24 protein-coding genes are annotated in these 19,961 nt (G+C 33.8%); 6 read left to right on the top strand and 18 right to left on the bottom strand.

Features of this window, described 5'->3' with window-relative positions; translation table 11 throughout:
• Positions 1–7 precede the first annotated feature (7 nt).
• From flgC to F0362_RS08380, 9 genes are all read right to left on the bottom strand, one after another.
• Entirely contained in the window at positions 8–421 is a 414-nt protein-coding gene (gene flgC, locus F0362_RS08420) for a flagellar basal body rod protein FlgC (protein WP_000484909.1), read from the bottom strand.
• A 20-nt stretch (positions 422–441) separates the two neighbouring features.
• Positions 442–849 (bottom strand): flagellar basal body rod protein FlgB, encoded by a 408-nt coding sequence (flgB, locus tag F0362_RS08415; protein ID WP_001113112.1) that lies wholly within the window; start codon positions 847–849, stop codon positions 442–444.
• Between the two features lie 369 nt (positions 850–1,218).
• Complete coding sequence (locus tag F0362_RS08410) at positions 1,219–1,491, bottom strand: hypothetical protein (RefSeq protein ID WP_001058081.1); 273 nt, start codon at positions 1,489–1,491, stop codon at positions 1,219–1,221.
• Positions 1,481–1,849 carry a flagellar export chaperone FliS gene (gene fliS / locus F0362_RS08405; RefSeq protein ID WP_001149518.1) on the bottom strand — a complete coding sequence of 123 codons (369 nt, stop codon included), beginning with the start codon at positions 1,847–1,849 and terminating at the stop codon, positions 1,481–1,483. Before fliS ends, F0362_RS08410 begins: the two co-directional genes overlap by 11 nt.
• A 22-nt stretch (positions 1,850–1,871) precedes the next feature.
• Positions 1,872–3,254, bottom strand: coding sequence for a flagellar hook-associated protein 2 (locus F0362_RS08400; protein WP_000929294.1), 1,383 nt, complete (start codon positions 3,252–3,254; stop codon positions 1,872–1,874).
• A gap of 19 nt (positions 3,255–3,273) precedes the next feature.
• Positions 3,274–4,137 carry a flagellar hook-associated protein 3 gene (locus F0362_RS08395; protein ID WP_001266434.1) on the bottom strand — a complete coding sequence of 288 codons (864 nt, stop codon included), beginning with the start codon at positions 4,135–4,137 and terminating at the stop codon, positions 3,274–3,276.
• A 207-nt stretch (positions 4,138–4,344) separates the two neighbouring features.
• Entirely contained in the window at positions 4,345–5,643 is a 1,299-nt protein-coding gene (flgK, locus tag F0362_RS08390) for a flagellar hook-associated protein FlgK (protein ID WP_001239720.1), read from the bottom strand.
• A gap of 17 nt (positions 5,644–5,660) precedes the next feature.
• Positions 5,661–6,113: a flagellar export chaperone FlgN gene (gene flgN, locus F0362_RS08385; RefSeq protein WP_149889730.1), complete on the bottom strand. Its 453-nt coding sequence runs from the start codon at positions 6,111–6,113 to the stop codon at positions 5,661–5,663.
• 15 nt (positions 6,114–6,128) lie between these two features.
• Positions 6,129–6,593 (bottom strand): YaaR family protein, encoded by a 465-nt coding sequence (locus F0362_RS08380; RefSeq protein WP_000946323.1) that lies wholly within the window; start codon positions 6,591–6,593, stop codon positions 6,129–6,131.
• Between the two features lie 143 nt (positions 6,594–6,736).
• Here F0362_RS08380 and F0362_RS08375 point away from each other — a divergent pair, with 143 nt between their 5' ends.
• Both F0362_RS08375 and F0362_RS08370 read left to right on the top strand, forming a co-directional pair.
• Positions 6,737–7,234 (top strand): hypothetical protein, encoded by a 498-nt coding sequence (locus tag F0362_RS08375; RefSeq protein WP_001020087.1) that lies wholly within the window; start codon positions 6,737–6,739, stop codon positions 7,232–7,234.
• Positions 7,235–7,273: 39 nt separating this feature from the next.
• Positions 7,274–8,056 carry a CheR family methyltransferase gene (locus tag F0362_RS08370; RefSeq protein WP_000904410.1) on the top strand — a complete coding sequence of 261 codons (783 nt, stop codon included), beginning with the start codon at positions 7,274–7,276 and terminating at the stop codon, positions 8,054–8,056.
• A 77-nt stretch (positions 8,057–8,133) separates the two neighbouring features.
• Here the strand turns inward: F0362_RS08370 and F0362_RS08365 are convergent, their stop codons facing one another.
• The 7 genes from F0362_RS08365 to F0362_RS08335 form a co-directional block, all read right to left on the bottom strand.
• Positions 8,134–8,850 carry a hypothetical protein gene (locus F0362_RS08365; protein WP_000405178.1) on the bottom strand — a complete coding sequence of 239 codons (717 nt, stop codon included), beginning with the start codon at positions 8,848–8,850 and terminating at the stop codon, positions 8,134–8,136.
• Positions 8,851–8,877: 27 nt separating this feature from the next.
• Positions 8,878–10,215 (bottom strand): Ig-like domain-containing protein, encoded by a 1,338-nt coding sequence (locus F0362_RS08360; protein ID WP_000800073.1) that lies wholly within the window; start codon positions 10,213–10,215, stop codon positions 8,878–8,880.
• Between the two features lie 29 nt (positions 10,216–10,244).
• Positions 10,245–11,888 carry a flagellar motor switch protein gene (locus tag F0362_RS08355; RefSeq protein ID WP_001115037.1) on the bottom strand — a complete coding sequence of 548 codons (1,644 nt, stop codon included), beginning with the start codon at positions 11,886–11,888 and terminating at the stop codon, positions 10,245–10,247.
• Between the two features lie 270 nt (positions 11,889–12,158).
• Entirely contained in the window at positions 12,159–14,144 is a 1,986-nt protein-coding gene (locus F0362_RS08350) for a chemotaxis protein CheA (protein WP_001192580.1), read from the bottom strand.
• A 129-nt stretch (positions 14,145–14,273) separates the two neighbouring features.
• Positions 14,274–14,642, bottom strand: a complete 369-nt coding sequence (locus F0362_RS08345) for a response regulator (protein WP_000940571.1) — start codon at positions 14,640–14,642, stop codon at positions 14,274–14,276.
• 150 nt (positions 14,643–14,792) lie between these two features.
• Positions 14,793–15,470 carry an OmpA family protein gene (locus tag F0362_RS08340; protein WP_000596044.1) on the bottom strand — a complete coding sequence of 226 codons (678 nt, stop codon included), beginning with the start codon at positions 15,468–15,470 and terminating at the stop codon, positions 14,793–14,795.
• 19 nt (positions 15,471–15,489) lie between these two features.
• Entirely contained in the window at positions 15,490–16,323 is an 834-nt protein-coding gene (locus tag F0362_RS08335) for a flagellar motor protein MotP (RefSeq protein WP_000502108.1), read from the bottom strand.
• Between the two features lie 172 nt (positions 16,324–16,495).
• Between F0362_RS08335 and F0362_RS08330 the strand changes: the two genes are divergently transcribed.
• Positions 16,496–17,098: an HD domain-containing protein gene (locus F0362_RS08330; protein WP_000400764.1), complete on the top strand. Its 603-nt coding sequence runs from the start codon at positions 16,496–16,498 to the stop codon at positions 17,096–17,098.
• Positions 17,099–17,125: 27 nt separating this feature from the next.
• On the opposite strand, the gene hfq is transcribed toward F0362_RS08330, so the two are convergent.
• Positions 17,126–17,314 carry an RNA chaperone Hfq gene (gene hfq / locus F0362_RS08325; protein WP_000400654.1) on the bottom strand — a complete coding sequence of 63 codons (189 nt, stop codon included), beginning with the start codon at positions 17,312–17,314 and terminating at the stop codon, positions 17,126–17,128.
• Between the two features lie 56 nt (positions 17,315–17,370).
• Positions 17,371–17,589 carry an aspartyl-phosphate phosphatase Spo0E family protein gene (locus tag F0362_RS08320; RefSeq protein WP_000291696.1) on the bottom strand — a complete coding sequence of 73 codons (219 nt, stop codon included), beginning with the start codon at positions 17,587–17,589 and terminating at the stop codon, positions 17,371–17,373.
• A 239-nt stretch (positions 17,590–17,828) separates the two neighbouring features.
• Here F0362_RS08320 and F0362_RS08315 point away from each other — a divergent pair, with 239 nt between their 5' ends.
• The 3 genes from F0362_RS08315 to F0362_RS08305 all read left to right on the top strand — a co-directional run bounded on the left by F0362_RS08315 (position 17,829) and on the right by F0362_RS08305 (position 19,805).
• Complete coding sequence (locus tag F0362_RS08315) at positions 17,829–17,948, top strand: YjcZ family sporulation protein (protein ID WP_000120179.1); 120 nt, start codon at positions 17,829–17,831, stop codon at positions 17,946–17,948.
• Between the two features lie 165 nt (positions 17,949–18,113).
• Positions 18,114–18,581: a VOC family protein gene (locus tag F0362_RS08310; protein WP_149889729.1), complete on the top strand. Its 468-nt coding sequence runs from the start codon at positions 18,114–18,116 to the stop codon at positions 18,579–18,581.
• Positions 18,582–18,587: 6 nt separating this feature from the next.
• On the top strand, positions 18,588–19,805 hold the full coding sequence (locus tag F0362_RS08305; RefSeq protein WP_000117072.1) for an MFS transporter: 1,218 nt from the start codon (positions 18,588–18,590) through the stop codon (positions 19,803–19,805).
• Positions 19,806–19,961 lie beyond the last annotated feature (156 nt).

The following is a 19,961-nucleotide window of genomic DNA, read 5'->3' as shown; positions in this document are numbered from 1 at the left end:
TTCCCCCTTATCCTCGTCCAATTTCTAAATCTTTATCGAGCATTTTTTTGTTCGCATTTAATACACTTGTATTTGCTTCATACATTTTTTGAGCAACCATAACATTCGTCATTTCAGCAGTTACATCAATATTTGGATAACGTACATATCCTTCTTCATTTGCATGCGGATGCGTCGGATCATACACTAAGTTTTCCGTTTTGTCTGCTTCAATACTTTTTATTTTCACTCCGTTAGTAGGAGCCCCGTCTAACATACTTGCAAAACTATTATTTGATTCTAGCACCACACTACGACGCTCATATAAATCTGCCCCCGGAGCGGCTGTCGTATTCGCATTTACAATATTGTTTGAAGTAACTTCCATCCACTTTCTCGCTGTCGTTAGTCCTGAGCCACTTGCATTCATTGCCTGAAACATCGTTTTCTCTCCTTCTACCTTTAACGTCCACGTGCCGCTTGGTTAATTGCGTATTGTGTATTAATTGCATTAATTGAAATACCGTATAACTGATTTGCTTTCATTAAATCTAGCATTTCTGTCGTTACATCCACACTATTTCCATCTTGATTCTTTTGCATTGATTTCGTTTGAATCTTTGCATACGTATTTTTCATATTTACTGTCGGTAAGTGCATTTCATTCGTTTGATATAAATCTGGATTGCTCTTTAAATCAGCCGCATTGTTCTTATATAACGCACTGCTCTTACTCATCTGCTCAGCAAATGTTACATCTTGTGCTTTATAGCCAGGTGTATTCGCATTTGCAATATTACTAGAAACAGTATTTCGTTTCGTTACTAAATAGTTCATATAATGGCTTACATCACTCACTAAATCTGGCATATTCCACACCCTTCCTTTTCTACCTTAATGATCCACTGATGGAAGTTTCACTTCATTATTTATTTTATTATATGTATTTATTAAAATATTAACTATTATGTACCCTTACATATTTTATTCCATTTTTCCATTGTTGTCTTTAGAAAAATACAAAAATATAAAAAAGAATACAAAAAACTGTATACAGACAGTGATCCGTGAACTATTTTCATATATGAACTACACATTAAAGTTCATTTTTATATTATTTAGATTACTACTATTTTTTCATTACAGTCATAAAATGAAACCTCAATCAGCGGAACTATTTACTTAAACAAAGGAATGGATCCCCTTTAAAAAGGGGAAATCCATTTGTAAACTGTATTATTAATATTTACCGTAAAATGAATTAGCTTTCATTCGTCCATCATTTGTCATAATCATTTCTTCCAAAATCTTTTGCTTATCTCGAATATGCTGCGCTGCCTTAATAATGAATGGACTTACTTCTGCTGCAACTTGCGCACGCGTTTCTTCATCCAATGTCATCATCCAGCGATTTAACATCTCACTCTTCTCAGCAAACTCTCCATCTGACACTTGCAATTCACCGATTTCATTAAAACAGCCGACAAACGTCCGATAAATATCATTGTTCATTTTCAAGTGCTCCGCGGTAACCGTCTATTAAATCTTGTAACACTTTCACAATCGCATCCATGTCTTTTGCTTCACGCGTTACTTTCATCGTCTGAATTTGAATACTAATCCAATCGTATAAACCATAAAGACTATCATATAAGTCTTTCGTAATTTCAGGGTTCAATTGAAGCTTCAATTCTTCAAAAATACGTTCTAACTTTTCAAGAAGCGCGTCTCCTTCTTGTAGTTTAAAAGTATGTAAAAGCTCTTCTAAATTACGAAACTCTACAATACATCTTTCATAGATAAAAATTGTATTTTTAATCGGATTACTCGTCATAATATCATTTTGCATATAACGTTGCCATGCTTGCATACCATCACTTCCTTAACTTTCATTAATCATCACTTTTTTGTTTTGTCATTGCTTTAATTGTTTTTAGCTGGCTATCAAGCGCCGCTAATGTACTTTCTAATTTTTGATACTTCTTCACAATTTCATCTTGCTTTTGCAAGTTTTGCGTCTCGATATCTTTAATCTTTTTATCTAAATCACTTACACGTGAGTCAATATTTTTTACTCTCTCACCGACTACACCTTTATCACCAAATAGTTTATCAAGTGGCTCTTCCATCATTTTTCCTAAACCGTTAGAACTAAAGAAAAATTGCTTCGCTGCATCAGGTTTTTCTTTTAATGCTTGTGTTAATTTTTCATCATTAACTTCCATCGTTCCATCTTGCTTTAATTGAATACCAAATGTGAATAAATAATTACCATCTTGAGAAAATGTTACGACATTGTTCATCGCTTGACGTACACTTTGCATAATGGCTTGACCTTGGAAAGCCCCACCTTTTCCGGCAAAGATATCTACCGTACTAACAGCTTTATTATAATCCGCAACCATCTTCTTAATAACATTCGATGCATCTGTTACGTTTGAGTCATTTACTGTAAATTTTAGGTCTATACCTTTTGTTTTTGGATCTGGTGTTGTGCCAGCATCTGGTGTCCCTTCCACTTTTGGCTCAGTTACCTTTAATAATTCAATTTTCACGCCTGGAAGAGCCTCAATTGTATTGGTAAAGCTTTCAGCTGTGATACCATTAATACTATATTTAGCATTTTGCGCTTCATTGATTACATTAAGCGCTACTCCATCCGCATTAGCTAAACCAATATCTTGAAATAGTGTAGATGTGTTCCCCTCAAACTTAATTACTCCATCTGTTCCTTCTTTTTTCGAGGTCATGAAAATTTTATTTCCAAGTGTATAAGCTGATACGCCATAATCTCCATCATTAATCTTATTAATTAAATCTTTATATGTCATATCAGTTGTTACTTTTAATTCTTTACCGCCTAGTTTTAATGTTTCATCTTTAGGAAGCTTTGCATTTATATCTGTAATGTCATTTGAAGCTATTTGATGACGCTGCGCTAGCTGTGTAATTGTCATATTAAAAGTTCCTGCAATCGCACCACCATCAGCTTTTACATTTATATAACCGTCTTGTGTTGTCGTTACTTTTTTTTCATTCCCTTTAAAAGCCGCTAAGTTTTTAAATGTTTGTGTGAAAGAACTAAATTCTGATTTTAAACTTGTATATAATAATTTATCATTTGTAAGGTCGTTCTTTTCTTTCGTATACGGTGTTTTCCTCATATCTAACGCATTCATTTCTAATTCGACGAAGTTTGAAGTATCGATCATATTATTTCCGAGATTCCAAATTTGTTGTCTACCACCAATACCTGTCATCGTTGTTCCTGCCATTTTTCTCACTCCTTATAGATTACATGTAGTCTAAAATACTCGTTTTACTCATCGTGCTAACTGCTTTAAGCGTCGCTTCATACGTCGCATTTATATACGCTAAGTCAGAAATTGCTACCGCTAAATCGACATCCTCAATTTCTTTACGATTTTCTTGAAGCGCTAAATTTTGCTCGCTTAAAATTGTTTTAAATGTTTCCATTGTGTTCATTGTTGAACCAACTTCAGTTGTACGGTTAATGATGCCATCTAAGTTTTTCTTATTTTCTCCTAATAACGGTTGTAACGCTTTTTGGTCACCTTTTTGCATCGCTTCGCTCATCTGTTTTAACGTTTTTATAACCGGAGATAATAATGCTTCTCCGTTACGAAACGCTTTTAATTCATAACCGTCATTTAGTTGCCAATTTACATCATTTTTTCCACCTTGGTATGTACCATCTTCTGTAAATGGTTGCTTCTCCGCACTATCACCACCGAAAATATAACGACCTTGCTCTTTCGTATTCGCTAAATATACAACTTGTTTTAAAATTTGATCAATCTCTGCACCGATGGCTTTCAATTCTTTTTCACCATTTGGCTCATTTAATGCCTGCACCGTTAATTGATCTGCTCTCGTTAAAGATTTAAAAATACCTTGTAAAGTATTCTCAGTTTGTGTTAATACATTTTTCGAATCGGCTAAATCTTTTTGCATTTGTTCCATATTTGCCAATGAATGTTGAATTGCAAATGATTTACTTGCTGCAAGTGGGTCTTCACTCATAAGAAGGTTTTTCTTCCCCGAAGTTACTTGATTTCGATGATATTGCTGTTGCACGTTCAAATCCATTAACTGATTCTTTGCCCAGCTTGCATTTTGAAATGTAGATACTCTCATCTCTCTCTTCTCCTTTATCTATATTTGAATTGGTGTTAAGAAGAATCCACAGCTTCCTATCGCTATCCTCTTAACTCACTTAACCTACAACCATTTTATATTTCTAGTCTTACATCGATTGGGCCAATGATAGGCATTGAACGCCTCTCCCATCCGTAGGTCCTCTTTCTAACCATAAAAAAGAGGGGATTTCTTTTCTAATTCACATTATCTAATAATCGAAAATAGACTATCAAACACTTCATTCATCGTAGTAATCGCTTTAGAGTTCGCCACGAAATATTTTTGGAAGGCCATTAAATTTACCATTTCCTCTTCCATATTTACCCCTTCGACGCTCATCTTCTCTTGCTGAATACCTTCTAATAAGTCTCCATGAATTTTTTGATAAGCATTCACTGCACTTTTATCAGAAGCTACACCTACTATGAATTGGTCTAATGCTTGTTTATTAGAAAGGCCTTCTTTATAATCGCCATCTGTAATTGCTGCTAGTTTATTTGCTGTTTCAGCAGATATTTTCATTTTCGAAATGTCTTTTGCAAATTCTGGATTTAATTTCATATCTTTCGCATAATCGCCAACGAAGAAATCTTTTCCCATCACTGTATTCACTTGATTTTTCACTGAACTCATTAAACCTTCAAGGTTTTTTTTATATTCAACAATCTTCGCTTTCGTATCAATCGCTGATTTTATTGCTCCGCTAGTTACAGAGATTTCTGAACCGTAAATCTCAACTGACATTGGGTCTTTTTCTTTATTTAATTGAAGGGGATATGTATCTTGTCCACTTACTGTTAAAACACCATTCATTCTAACGCTTGCAATATTAGGATTCATAGATTCATAAGATACTTCTATATTGGCATACTTAGACATCTCTGTAACGATGCGATCTCGTTCGTCTAACAGTTGATTCGGTACTTGTGTGCCTGCTTGTCCAATTTTTTTATTCGCTTCTGCTAAACTTGCGGCAAGACGATTAAATTCATTAACATGTGCTTCAATATCTTCTGTCGTCTGTGCTTCCACTGTATCTAAGTTTTTCGCAAGACGATTTACTTGGCTTGTGAACTTCCCAGTTTCAGAAATTAATGTATCGTAGTAATTTGGTTGTTCTGGATTTTTTGCCACTTCACGAAAAGCATTAAAGAAGCCGTCCATTAAACTAGATAATGAATTTTTTCCTGTCGTCCCTACCATAGACTCTACTCGTGATAACGTTGAATTCATGTAATTATAGTAAGAGAGTTGTGATAATTGATCATTAAACTGTTTCGTCTTCACTTCATCAGTAATACGATCGACACCTAACGTTTGTACACCGTATCCAATTCTCTGTTCTGGCGTATGACCATTGCTTGCTCCAACAGATCCGTAATTCACCATTTGACGCACATAACCCGGTGTATGAATGTTAGACAAGTTTTGTTTCGTTGTTTGTAACCCCATTTGAGCCGCTAACATACCTGATAGCGGTGTATTATAATCAGATAATCTCATAAAGCTTCACTTCTCCTTTACAATAGTTCATTCATAAAGATTTGCGAATTATTGTTTCGCTCCAAATTATATTCAGAAACGGAATCCACAATACTTTCTGTAGTTTTTAATAGTACGTTTAAGTAATATTGATTTTTTAAAAGAATCATTTTTACATTCTCTTCTAATTCAACTAAGTTTTTTTGTATTTTTTCAATTTTTTCAATTTCTTCATGGGAAAAATACGAAAATAATGCACTCACGCGAGATGGCTCAACGCCCTTTTCTTTACAAAACTGAACAACCATTTCTTCAAATGCGCTCGATAATCCTTTTAAACCATCAATGTACTGCAATTGCTCTACTTGCAACTTTTGAACTGCATTTACATTTTTATGTTTTAAATTCTCATATATTTGTTCTCCAAGCGTTTGAATGTTTTCATATGCTTTTTGAATAATAACGAGCTTCTCATATAATTGTATGTACATATAGCTTCCTTCCTTTTACAAGACTAAATTTACAATTAAACCGTGGATTTCTCCAATTTGATTTAACATTTCTAAATGTCCAGTTTTTGTATTAATTAAGTTCATCACATCTTCTAATTCATTTAATCCCATTTCTGCTTGTTTCACAATCGTCATTTTCTGTGAATATCCGTAACGCGGATGACGAGACATAACGTCTTTATATTGCAATACATTATCTACGTAAAAATTCAAAAATGATTTCACTGTATTTTTGTATTCCATGACATTATCAAGCGTTAATTCCATTTCAATTTTCTCTTTTATTTCTCCAATATTATCGACAAACGCTTCCATTTGTTCTAGCAATTTATCTTTTTTCGGATCTGCATGCAAATTATCCGAAAATGCAAGTCCTGTCCTGACATTTGCTTCTTTCGGCATTTGAGTAGCAGGCGGTATATGCGATAAAATTGGATTATGCGAGATAGAACGTAGCATATATATCACCTATTTATTTTTTTATTTCTTCCTAAACTTAATCGTAAAATCCAGTTATTTATAATTATACTCTGAACAGTAATATTTTGCAGTTATTTTTTATAAAAGATATGTTACAATTTAGCATGAGGTGGCACAATTCTATGAATATTTTTCTTTGTGGTTCAAATCAATTAACAGCATTAGATCAAGATGAAATTAAAAAATTTCTAACTGACTATGCTCACAAACATAAAATTTACATATTATGTTATAAATCTATCGAAAATGAAGTTCTTCGTTTTTTCATTGAAAACGAAAGACTCGCTCAAAATTTATGCCTTTACACGCTACAACCGTTACAAGCATTAACAGATGAATTTCAAGAAGTCGTTCATTACTTAAAAAAACACGGAGCCGAGTATGTTGCTTTTGATCATCCTTCCGACTCCATTTATCGATCAGATTTTATGTTTTTTGTAAAACAAATTATTGAAGATACCGATTTAGTTCTCTGTTTTTATAACGGGGACAAACATACATCTGTCATTCCCATTGACGTTGCAAAAGAAGCAGGTATTGATGCTGTTATTTATGATTTACCGGGTTTACATGAAAAACAGATGAAAAAAAGCTTTGAACAAAAAATTCGTATGATGTAAAGGGGGAGGCACAATATCGTTATTGTGCCCATTGTAAATATGCTAATTGAACAAGATTATGATCATTTTATCGCGAGTTTTAAACAACAATACAATATGGATATCGCTTCGTATAAACAGGATAGAATGCGCCGTAGAATCGATGCTTTCATTTCAAGAAAAGGATTTGACAACTACGCAAATTTCTTAAATCATTTACGTGCTGATCAAAATTTATTTTTAAGTTTTATTGACTATATTACAATTAACGTTTCAGAGTTTTTCAGAAATAAAGAACGTTGGCAAACGTTAGAGACGAAAGCACTGCCAAAATTACTTGAACAAAATAACGGGAAATTAAAAGTATGGAGTGCTGCTTGCGCTGCTGGTGAAGAACCATATACACTCTCTTTAATTTTATCGAAACATCTTTCTCCATTTCGCTATGAAATTCAAGCAACAGATCTTGATTTTCATATTTTAGAAACTGCGAAACGCGGTCAATATACAGAACGTTCTTTAAAAGAATTACCTATCGATTTGAAAGAGCGTCATTTCACAAAAGAGAATGATACATATTCATTGCATCAAAACATTAAGCAAAACGTTTCGTTCAAACAACACGACCTCTTAATGCAGTCATTCGATACAAATTACGATTTAATTATATGTCGTAATGTAATGATATACTTTACAGAAGAAGCAAGAGTAAAGCTTTATGAAAAGTTTAGTCGTTCTTTACGAAAAGGCGGTGTACTATTTGTTGGTAGTACAGAACAAATTTTAACACCCGAACGTTACAACCTTCAGCGGTTCGATACATTCTTCTATGAAAAAATATAAAGTGAAACTTTAATCAGCACATACCAATCGGGCTTTTACGGGATTAAAAAGGTCGTCACAATGAAGTGACGACCTTTTTATATAACTCGAATTAAAATGATACCAACAATCCATATAAAAAGAAAAAGAAACGTCATAGACCATTTATGTTCTTGCATTGTATGTTTCAACGCCTGTGACAATTGTGTCATATTCATTTCTGCGAGCGCTCTCCATACACTGACATCCCGATCTTTTGCCGTGCGGTCTGTAACGCTAATTAAAATGGTTTCGTTAGACAACTTCGTTATATAAGCAGTAATAACCGTTACCATTAAATTTATATTTCCTTCTGAAGAATCACTCTCCACTCTAGAGATAAGTGCACTTACATCTAATAACGGAATATGTACCTTTCTACCAAATGATAGTTGTACTTCAGCGAAATCATATGTTCCATCTAATAAAGGAAGATCTTTTATATGCGCCTGCTTAACAAGTCCTTGTAAACTTCTAATTACTTGTTCAAATATTTTTTCTGTTTGCTTACCTTCTCCAGATAACGTATGTAACTTTTTAAAGAGTTGTAACACTGTATCCATCTCTTTAGAAAGTATTTCCTTCATAATCTTTCCATCGCCTAAACTTGCAAGTAAAATGCCTATTTCATTATTTTTCGAAATGATTTTAGACTGCCCACTAAACACTAAATTACTATGTTTTCGTTCTTTCTGAATTTCATGTTCCGAAATAGCTGCAGGCTGTTTTAATGGTTGTAGCGTCTTATTTTCAACTGTCGTACGGTTAATTTCCATTTAAATGCCTCCACTACTACGAAATGATTAGCCCCATTCTTTATTACTCTTTAAAACTAAAAATAGTACAAATAAACCTGACATAATAGTAAACACATTAGAAGCTTGTACTCCTTGTTCACTTCTTTCTTCTTTCTTATCTTCTGGCTCTGTTTTCTTTTTCGAAACGTCTTGCTTGTCATTTTTACCTGTTTTCTCTTTTTGAGCCTTTACATTACTTACTTCCTTATTATCTGCCAATGGGTCTTTTATCACGTGAGGGAATTCCTCTTTCTCTTTCAATGTTTCTTGTATAAACTCATTTACTTTCTCGTCTTGCTTCGGAATTTGAACAACTGGAAGTTTTTCTTCTGGAAGCACGATCTCTACTTTCGAATCTTCTTGCTTACTAATTTCTTTCTTATCTTCTACTTTATTTTCATTCTCTTGCTCTTCTGTTTTTTTATCATCTTCCATTTTTTGTCCCAAAACAGAAACGATATATTCACTTTCCGCAACAAGTTTATTGCCTGCAGCATCCACTATTTCTACAAATAGTTTATACTGTCCATTTGGCAAGGCATCAGTTAGTTCAAATACTTTTTGCCAATCCATGTCACGCTTGTTGTAGTCTAATAAAAAGGGAATTTCTTTATCATCTTTCCCTTTTAATGTAACGCGCACTTCTTTCACAGCAGATTCTACATCGGCAGCTTTCACTCGTATATGTATAGAATCTCCCTGTTTCCGTTCAATTAAGTTCTCTTTTGCTTCATCAATAGTAACTTTATGTAACTTCGGCAATTCTTTATCTATAGTTGGTGTTTCATTTCCAATACGAACGAGCGGGACTTTCACTTCATTTTCTATGAGCTCTTCCTTCTCATTTTCTTTGTAACTTTGAACGAGATGAAGATTCCAATCACCTTGTAAATCAAAACTCTCGACTTTATAGTTAGCAATCCATCGCTTCGTTTCTTCATCATACTCAAAAGATAGCATTCTTTCTTGTGCATACTGCTCGCCATTTCTTTGTAACTGCAATATACCTTTCATACTTTGAATGTCTTTCTCGTTTGGTTCTACAGTAATCCGCATTTCTTCGCCAACTTTTAGCTCTGGCTTATTTACTGTAATAACACCTTGATCCGTTTCTATCTTTCTTTCGCTCTTTTGTTCATTCGTCACTTCTTTTTGTTCATCTTCACCTTGATTTATTTCTACTTGCTCTGGCTGTTCTTGAAGTTTCTTATTTTCTTCTATTACTTCCAATTTATTTATTTTTTGCTCTGGCTCAATTTGTTCTTCCGCCTGACTTTGCAGGGGGAAGAACAAGCACACATGTATACATAGCCAACTCATTAGAAAAAACTTTACGTTTTTCATCTACTCGTTCAAACTCCTATTTCAACGCCTTATAGCGATTTCGTCACTTTTACTCCGAAAAACCCATCTACATTTACAAGTTCACCATATGCCACTAATACATCATTCACATAAATTCGAATCGGTTCATCAATATCTTCATCTAGTACAACCGCTTCATTTTCTTGTAAACTTAATATATCTTGAATGGTTTTCACAGTACTTCCAAATACAAATTTCACATTCATTTCTACATTTTGTAGAATGGATGTATCCATATATACTGGTTCAATCTGTTTTACTTCTTTAAATTCAATAGGTTGTACAACTGGTGCCGCAATTTCTTCCTCTTCAATTTCTTCCGGGACAATCTCTTCTTGCTCCTCCACCATTGGATACAGAAGTCTTCTTACCATTTCTTTCGCTTCGGAAATGGGTAAAATTTGATACATTTTCGATTGAAGAAGATCGCCAATTTCAAGATTGAACGTAATTTGAACGAGTTCGTCCACTTCCATTGACTCTCCCAAGTATTCCATTTCTTCTTTTAACGTTACAAATTTGACATTTGGTGGCGTCATGTCCATTTTTTCTTGAAACATTTCCGACATCGCTGTTGCAGCATGCCCCATCATTTGGTTCATGATCTCTTTAATACCGCTTAGTTCTAATTCACTAAGCTCTTTTTCCGGATCAACTTCCCCTGTTCCCATCATCATTAAATCTACCATTGTTAAGGCAACATCTTTCGTAAATACGAATACGTTCTCATTCTTTAGCCCTTCAACAAAGTCGACATTTAAAATGACAAATGGCACTGGTACTCCATCATAATGACGAACATTAATCGCCTCTACATTTGGTGTACTAATCGTGACTGGCTGATTTAAAAGCGTTGATAATACCGTTGAAGCTGAACCGATTGAAATGTTCGCAATTTCACCGAGTACATCTTTCTCTTCTTGTGTTAAATGCTCTTTTTCAACATGTTCCTCTACAATCTCAGTTTCAACCAGTTCCGCCGGTTCATCTCTTTCTTCTACTTCACCAGATAATTGCAGTAATTTATTTATCATTCGTTTCGCATGTTCCACCGAAACAATTTGTACAAGTTTAGAGTTTACAAGATTATCTATTTTTAGATCGAACGATACTTTAACTATTGTGTTATTTCCAGTTATTTCAGAGATTTTCTCCATCTCTTCTGATAGCTTTACGACTTTAATTGTCGGCGGAGACATATCTACTGTATCTTGGAAGAATTCCGACATAGATGTAGCTGCGAATCCCATCATTTGATTCATCGCTTCTTGTACAGCACTTAGCTCTAATTCACCAAGTTCTTTTCCTTCTTCCACTTCACCTGTCCCCATCATCATTAAATCAGCAATTGATAGTGCAACATCTTGCTTAAGAACAAGAAGGTTTTCCATATCTAATCCTTTTGTAAAATGAATATTTAACACAACATGTGGAACTTCAACATCACTTGTATCATATAAATCTACCAATTCTACACGAGGAGCAGTAATGTTTACTTGCCTATTTAAAATTGTTGATAATACAGTCGAAGCTGAACCAAATGATATATTTGCGATTTCGCCAAGAATATCGCATTCTTGAGGTGTTAAATGCTCATTTTCTTTTTCTAGCACAATTGTGCTCGTTTCCCCGTTTGTGTGTTGCTCAGGCATTTTCCCTGCCTCCTCATTTCTGTTTTTCTATCAAATGATATAAAGTGACACTTTAATCAATGGGACTTCTATCCATTCCTCACTGATTATTAACCCGCAACTAGCAGGATAAACTCTCAACTTATTACACTCATTATATTTTAACAAACTGATTATACAAATCGTTACTCTGTATTTATTTCCAGTTATATAATTATTTTTATACATTCATAATAATTAACCAAAAAGCTCCCCAATTGTATACAAGTGGGGAGCTTTCCTTCATTCCTATTATAAACCTTCTGGGTTTAAAATGAGGACCACTCGTCCATCACCGAGAATCGTCGCACCAGAGAAATAGTTAGAACTCTCTGCAAAGAAGTCACCTAATGACTTTAAGACGATTTCTCTTTGACCGATAATTGTGTTTACAATAAGCCCATAGCTACGATGTGTATTACGAACAATTAACACAGGAACCATTTGACCATCATATGACGCAAACGCCTCATCTACTGTTTTTTCACCAAATACTGTACTTAAATGTTTCACTTCAATAATTTGGTTACGATAATTTAACACATCTTTTCCTTGTAAGGATTGGATGTCTTCTCTCTTAATTCGAATTGCTTCCACAATATTTCCAAGAGGTAAAGCATAACGCTTATCGTTCGTTTGAACAAGCATAGATTGAATAATAGACAAAGTTAACGGAAGTTCAATTCTGAATGTACTTCCCTTTCCTTCCTCAGAATCAATAATTAAATGTCCACCTAAACTATGAATCGTATGTTTTACAACATCTAATCCAACACCACGCCCAGAAAGATCCGATACAACTTCAGCTGTACTAAATCCTGGTTGGAATATAAGATCAAACACTTCACGATCTGTTAATCTATTCGCATCTGCTTCTGTTACAACACCATTTTTAATCGCTTTTTCTAATACTTTCCCTTTATTAATACCGTTTCCATCATCCGTAATTTGAATAACGACATGATTTCCACTATGAAACGCCTCTAATTTAATCGTTCCTGTCTCATTTTTACCTGCATCACGTCGTTTTTCAACAGTCTCAACACCGTGATCAATTGCATTTCGAATTAAATGAACAAGCGGATCACCGATTTCATCAATTACAATCTTATCAACTTCAGTAGTTTCTCCTGTAATTTGTAAATCGATTTTTTTACCTAAATCTTTCGCTAACATTCGTACCATACGTGGGAAACGATTGAAGACCGTTTCAATTGGAACCATGCGCATGTTTAAAAGTACATTTTGAATATCTTTTGAAATATCTCCTAATCGATTTAAATGCTCAATTAATTCCTTGTTTTGAATCGTTTGTGCCAATTCATCAATGCGCCCACGCTCAATTACACTTTCTTCAAACATATTCATTAATGTTTCGATTTTCTCTAATTGAACACGAATGGAGCGATTCTCCACTTTAGCATTTTTCGTTTTTACTGTGCTTTTAGCTGGTGTAGTATTAGCTGATTGTTTCGGTGCTTCTACAGGTGATACAACCTGCGCAACTGCAGAAGATTGTATCATTTTCTCTATTTGCACAGCTTCTTGTGATGTATGTCCTTGCTTCACTTCTACTTTCTCAATTTCAGAAATATGAAGCACTACTTGTTTCAATTCTTCTACATTATAATCACTATCCATAAATACGGTGAACTCAAATCCGAAAGCATCCGCTTCAATTTCTTCAATACTCGGAACAGTTTTTTGTATATTACCTACATTTTGCAATGCTTCTATACACATAATGGCACGTACTGCTTTTAAAATAGCTTGCTGTTCTACCGTTATATGTACTTCATGCGAAACTCCACCATCGTTACCTATATGATCTTGCTCTATATGTTCTGTAGGCGTTACTACATTACCGTGCAATAATGCTTCTAATTTCTGTTTAGTAGAAACTACATCAATATTACCCATTCCGCCTTGTTGTACATCTGCAACCATCTTCTCTAAATTATCAATGCACTCAAAAATCACATCAATAATATCCGCATTGACCACGATATTCCCATGACGGATTTCATCTAACACATTTTCCATCTTATGCGTTAAATCTGCCATTTCCGCAAATTCCATACTTGCAGACATACCTTTAAATGTATGGGCTGAGCGGAATATTTCTCCTACAACATCCATATCGGCTGGATTTTGTTCTAAAGTTAGCACATTTTCATTTAGCGATTGTAAATGTTCTTCTGATTCCTCAAAAAATATATTCAATAGATCTGTTTGCATTTTAATCCCCTACCTGTCTAACAAACATTTCATTTATGTATAACAATTTAGTGTTTTAAAACGAGAAAAGAGGGGGCCACACGTGTATCCTCTATCACTGTTTTGATTCCTTGTGGCACCCCTTTTATATTAGCTATTTGCTACTTTTGTTAAAGCTTCGATTACACGATCCGCTTGGAATGGCTTTACAATAAAGTCTTTCGCCCCACCCTTAATTGCATCTAATACCATACCTTGTTGTCCCATTGCCGAACAAATAACAACCTTTGCACTTGAATCAATTTTAATGATTTCTTTTAATGCTTCAAGTCCATCCATTTCTGGCATAGTAATATCTAATGTTACAATATCAGGTTGAAGTTCTTTATACTTTTGAATTGCTTCTACTCCATTCTCCGCCTCACCGATAATTTCAAATTCAGAATTACTTTTTAATAAGTTTTTAATCATCGTTCGCATGAACATCGCATCGTCTACAACTAAAATTTTATGTGCCATTCTTTTTGATTCTCTCCTTCTATGTATAAATATATCTTAATATTTCACCTTATCATTCTCACTCATTATACAAAATAAAATGATAAAATTTAATATTTTTTTAAAAGAATTTTCGTATTTTTATTATTTTATTATTAAAATAACAATATACTATTCTTTTATATAAATAACAACGCGACGATTTTTCTCCCAGTTTTGCGGTGAATCATTTGGTACAACTGGCTTTGTGTCTGCATATCCTACCGCAGCTAACCTCTTATCGTCCACATTATACACTTCGATTAAGTGGTGAATCATATTAGCTGCTCGTGCTGAAGATAATTCCCAGTTAGAAGGGAATTTCTCATTATGAATAGGTCTACTATCTGTATGTCCTTCCACAACGATTGGATTTGGTACTGATTGGAAAAATCCGACTAATTGACTCATTATCTCTTTTGCTTCTGGTTTAACGTTCGCATCACCCGTATCAAATATTAAATTATCTACGATAACGACACTTACCCCTGTATCTTCTCGATATACATTCACTTGACTAATACCGTTATTATCTACATATGCTTTTAACTTTTTATATAATTCATCCATTCTCTTTTTTGAGATCATTTTTTCATCATTTTTTTCATGTGTTATATCTGGTATTGTATTTTCCATTACTTTTGCATCTACTTGCTCCGCATCGCTAAACTTTTCAAGCATCTTTGACAATTTTACTGCATCCTGCTTTGATGTAGCAACTAGTAATACAAAGAAAGTTAATAATAACATCGTTAAATCTGTAAAAGTCGTCATCCAACGAGGCGATCCCTTTTGCGGTCGTTTTATCATCATACCACTCCTTGCAATATTAGGCTGCTCGTTTTTCTTTTTTTATCTTTGTTTCGTACACATACGTATCAAGTTTCAACTTTAATTTAGAAGGAATTTGCCCACGATACAATTCTGAAATTGCTTCAATTACAAACTTCTTCTCTGTATATAAATCCTCAATACCACGATACACCTTTTCCGCAAGAGGTATTGCAATCATATTCGCAAGTACTGATCCATATAATGTCGTTAGCATCGCCACTGCCATTCCTGTACCAATTTGTGATGTATCTTGCAAATTTTGAAGCATAATGATAAGACCAATTAAAGTCCCTATCATACCCCAAGCTGGAGCGAAATCACCAATTTTATCTAATAATGTTGCCCCTTTTCTTAGCTCATACACTTCTGTTTCTATATCTTTCATTAACACTTCTTTTAATTCATCTTCATCGTAGCCACTTAACATTAAACGAATCCCCTTTTGAATAAAAGGGTTGTCTACTTGTTCTCCATCAACTTCTAAAGAAAGTAAACCGTTCTTTTTAGACTTTTTCGAAAAATTAACGAACAAATCCGTTAACTGTTCTAAATCTTCTTCTCTTCTATGTAAAACAGTAAAAATACTTTTCGTATATTTTTTTATTTCTCCAAATCGATACGCCACAACAATTGTCGCTGCCGTTCCCCCTATGACAATTAAAATAGATGGAATATCTAAGAAGTTTTTAAAAGCTTTTATTCCACCGCCACTAAGTACGATCGCCGCTATTACAATAGCGAAGCCTACTATAATGCCCATTGGACTAGAAATATCAAACTTCCTTTTTTTTCTTTCTGGTCTAGCAAATACTTGTTTTTCGTCTCCCATATTCCTGCCCTTTCCTTTTCATTTTTATAAAACATTTTTTTATTTTAATAATGCGTTTTCACATATAACGTTCATTATACGCTTATCATCTATTTATCGCAATATACTCATAAAATTGACACATTTCATTTCCATATTAGAATTATGGTATGGAAATAAGAGGAGGATCACGATGGAACATAACATTTTACAAGTCATTGCATTAGCAGAAAAACTAAAATACGAAATGCGACATAGCTGGCTTTCTAACGGACGCCAAGAAAGTGTTGCCGAACATACATGGCGCATGTCTCTAATGGCCATTTTAGTTGAGCCTTATTTAGATCAAAAAGTAAATATTGAAAAGTTACTTAAAATGGTTATTATTCACGACCTAGTCGAAGCTGAAGCTGGCGATATCCCTGCTTTTGATACAATGAATAGTCACGAATTACAATTACAAAAACAAAAAAATGAACTTGAAGCAATTTTAAATATTAAACAAACATTAAAAGGTTCTCTCGGTGAGGAATTATATAATTTATGGATGGAGTTTGAAGCGAAAGAAACGTACGAAGCAAAAGTTGCTAATGCGCTTGATAAATTGGAAGTAAAAATTCAGCATAACGAGGCTGACATTAATACGTGGCTACCAATTGAACATAAAATGACATTCCAAGTCGCAAAACATACAAACTTTGACTCTTTCCTATCTAAATTACAAAAAATTATTGAACAAGATGGAGAAAAGAAATTATTAGCTGCTGGCATTGACGTTGAAGCTTGTAAGAAATAATGAAATAAGACACTCTACTAGAGTGTCTTATTTCATTATTGTTGATACTGCCTGCTTGTAAATCAGCTGTTGCTTTCCATCTACTAACATTAAAACTGTAAATTTGTCTACGCCAGCAACTTCTCCGACTATTCTCACACCACTCTTTAAGAAAACTGTAACAGTACCTTTTTCTTCTTTTATTTGCTTATAAAGCTCATCTTGTAAATGTTCCAATAACGTTTCTCCCCTTTCTTCCGTTGAATATCTTAATATAAAAAACTATAAATTATTCATTTATGGACCTTATCTTTTACATTCATAAACTTATTAATTAGTATATCTAAATCTCGGCTAAATAACAAAACTTTATCATGATCCAATCCGTGTCTCGCAACAAGTTGAATTAACTCTTTCTTTTTGTTTTCTATTTTATTTTGTAATCGTCCCATCTCCATCTCTAAACTAAAACTCCCTTTTCCCATAATATTACTTGTAAAATTATAGTACATATTCCCTCATAAAAAAATATAAAAATGGTTTTTTTTACAATTTTTACGTTTTTAACATACTCTTAATCCGTAAACGCTTTATTTAGTAAGATTTCCCGCACATGTAATATAGAAAAACCTGAATCACACAGACATTTGTCTAATTCAAATACAGACTGGCTCCTTTTCCACATGAAAAACATATTGTATATAGTAGTCCATGAATTATATAGATTAATTTACAAAAAGGAGGAAAACACATGAGCTATGGTGGTAGTTGTGCTGGTTTCGGCGGTGGATTTGCTTTGCTTATCGTACTATTCATCCTTCTAATCATTATCGGATGTAGCTGCTGGGGTGGCGGCGGATACGGATATTAATCATCCTATCCTTACCAAATGAATTAAAAACTATACGAAAACAGCTCATATTTGAGCTGTTTTTTCATACTTTCGTATGAATTTATATCCCTCTTATTTCTGATTTGATCTAACAAAATATCGTTTACTATGAAATAAGAAACATTTTTACTAAGGGGGATTACAATGATTAAAGGTCTTTATGAGGCACATTTAACCGTCCGTAACTTAGAAGTATCAATACCTTTTTATGAATCACTAGGGCTAAAATTATATAAAAGAGGTGACGATATTGCTTTCTTTTGGATTAAAGAAAATGAGAGTTGGCTCGGACTTTGGGAAGGAACAGAATACAAAGTTACTTATCACCCATCTTTGCGACATATTGCCTTCCAAGTAAGCTTGCTTGATTTAGAAAATACAATACATTGGCTAAGTCAAAAAGGAATTTCAGCAAGAAAAGACTTTGGAATGGAGCCAATTGAACCGATCGTTTTTCCAGAATTGGCACACGCCTCCGTATACTTTAACGATCCTGATGGAAATAGTTTAGAATTGATTGCACAATTACCTGTTGAACTTTCTGCAGCAGAGAACATGTATTTAAGTGAATGGAAAAGACAAGTTCAAGCATCATTAATACATGAGGATTAATCTTTTATGTCAGTTTCTTATTCCACACTGCTTAAAACAAATACAAACTTTAGAAAGCTGTTTTATGGTCAAACATTAAGTGTACTGGGAGATTGGTTTCATACGGTAGCTTTATTCACATTCGTTTATAGCGTAACAGAATCTCCGTTTATGATCGCACTAACTTTTATGAGTAAAGGGTTACCTCAACTTCTTCTTAGTCCTTTTATTGGAGGGTTTGTGGATCGATTTCCAACAAAGAAGATTATGATTTCCACCGATGTTTTAAGAGGAGTTATTGTACTCACTTACTTATTAGCAACCTATAAGATTGAAATTATTTTCGTAGCTAATATATGTTTGTCGGTCCTCTCTTGCTTATTTGAGCCTGCTAAACAATCAACTTTAAAAATGATTATTAGGCAAAAACATTTAGTAACTGCAAATACACTTTCTAGTACAGTTAATGGCTTTATGTCAATTATGGGCGCCTCATTAGGTGGGATTATCGCCCAGGCTTTAAGTATAGAAATTGCTTTTATCATTAATAGCCTATCATACTTTGTTTCCGCTTTAATCATTTATAAGTTGAATATCCCTTCTCACAAAAAATTTAACATAAAAAAGTCATTTTTTGTGGATATAAAAGATGGATACACGTACATATTACAGAAAAAAATTATATTAGCATTAATTCTTGTCGGAATTTCATGGGGGATTATTGGTGGTGCTTATCAACTTCTTTTAACAATTTATGCCGAAAGGATCTTCCATGCTAATATTGGAATTTTATATAGTGCTCAAGGATTAGGTCTTATTATTGGTAGTCTATTCGTTAATCTATATGTATGTAAAAATAAGGAGACAATGAAAAAAGCATTTGGCTTGGCGTACTTACTACAAGGATTTTTCTTTCTCGGATTCGTTCTATCCAATCAGCTTATTATCGGTATTATTACTTTACTCTGCATGCGTATCGCAGGGGGCATTATCGTCCCTTTAGACACAACCTTATTACAAATGTATACCGAAGAAAACATGATTGGTAAAGTTTTTTCATTTCATTATTCCATATATGGTTCTCTCATTCAGCTATCTATGTTTATTACAGGCTGGCTTTTAGAAACCCTTTCTCCGCAAGTAATTGGTTGCCTGTTAGCTATATGTTGTATTTTTGTTAGTTTTATATGGCTTTTCTTATTTTATCGCGGGAAGCTTAGTGAAGCTCCTACCGATACTATATAGCTCACTGCTAATTTTTATTTACTCTCATTTGTTATCGTTATATAACAATCAAATTAAATAAAATACAAGTCATTTCATTTCATTAAAAGGCCCTTTACTTGAACACCATTTGAGAGGAAATCAAATATTTATGTTAAAATAAAAGTAATATTGCGA

Origin of the sequence: Bacillus sp. BS98 (assembly GCF_008432245.1) — a bacterium.
Lineage (GTDB): Bacteria > Bacillota > Bacilli > Bacillales > Bacillaceae_G > Bacillus_A > Bacillus_A toyonensis.
The sequence above is the reverse complement of the archived record's forward strand: the minus strand, read 5'-3'. Positions and strand labels throughout refer to the sequence as shown.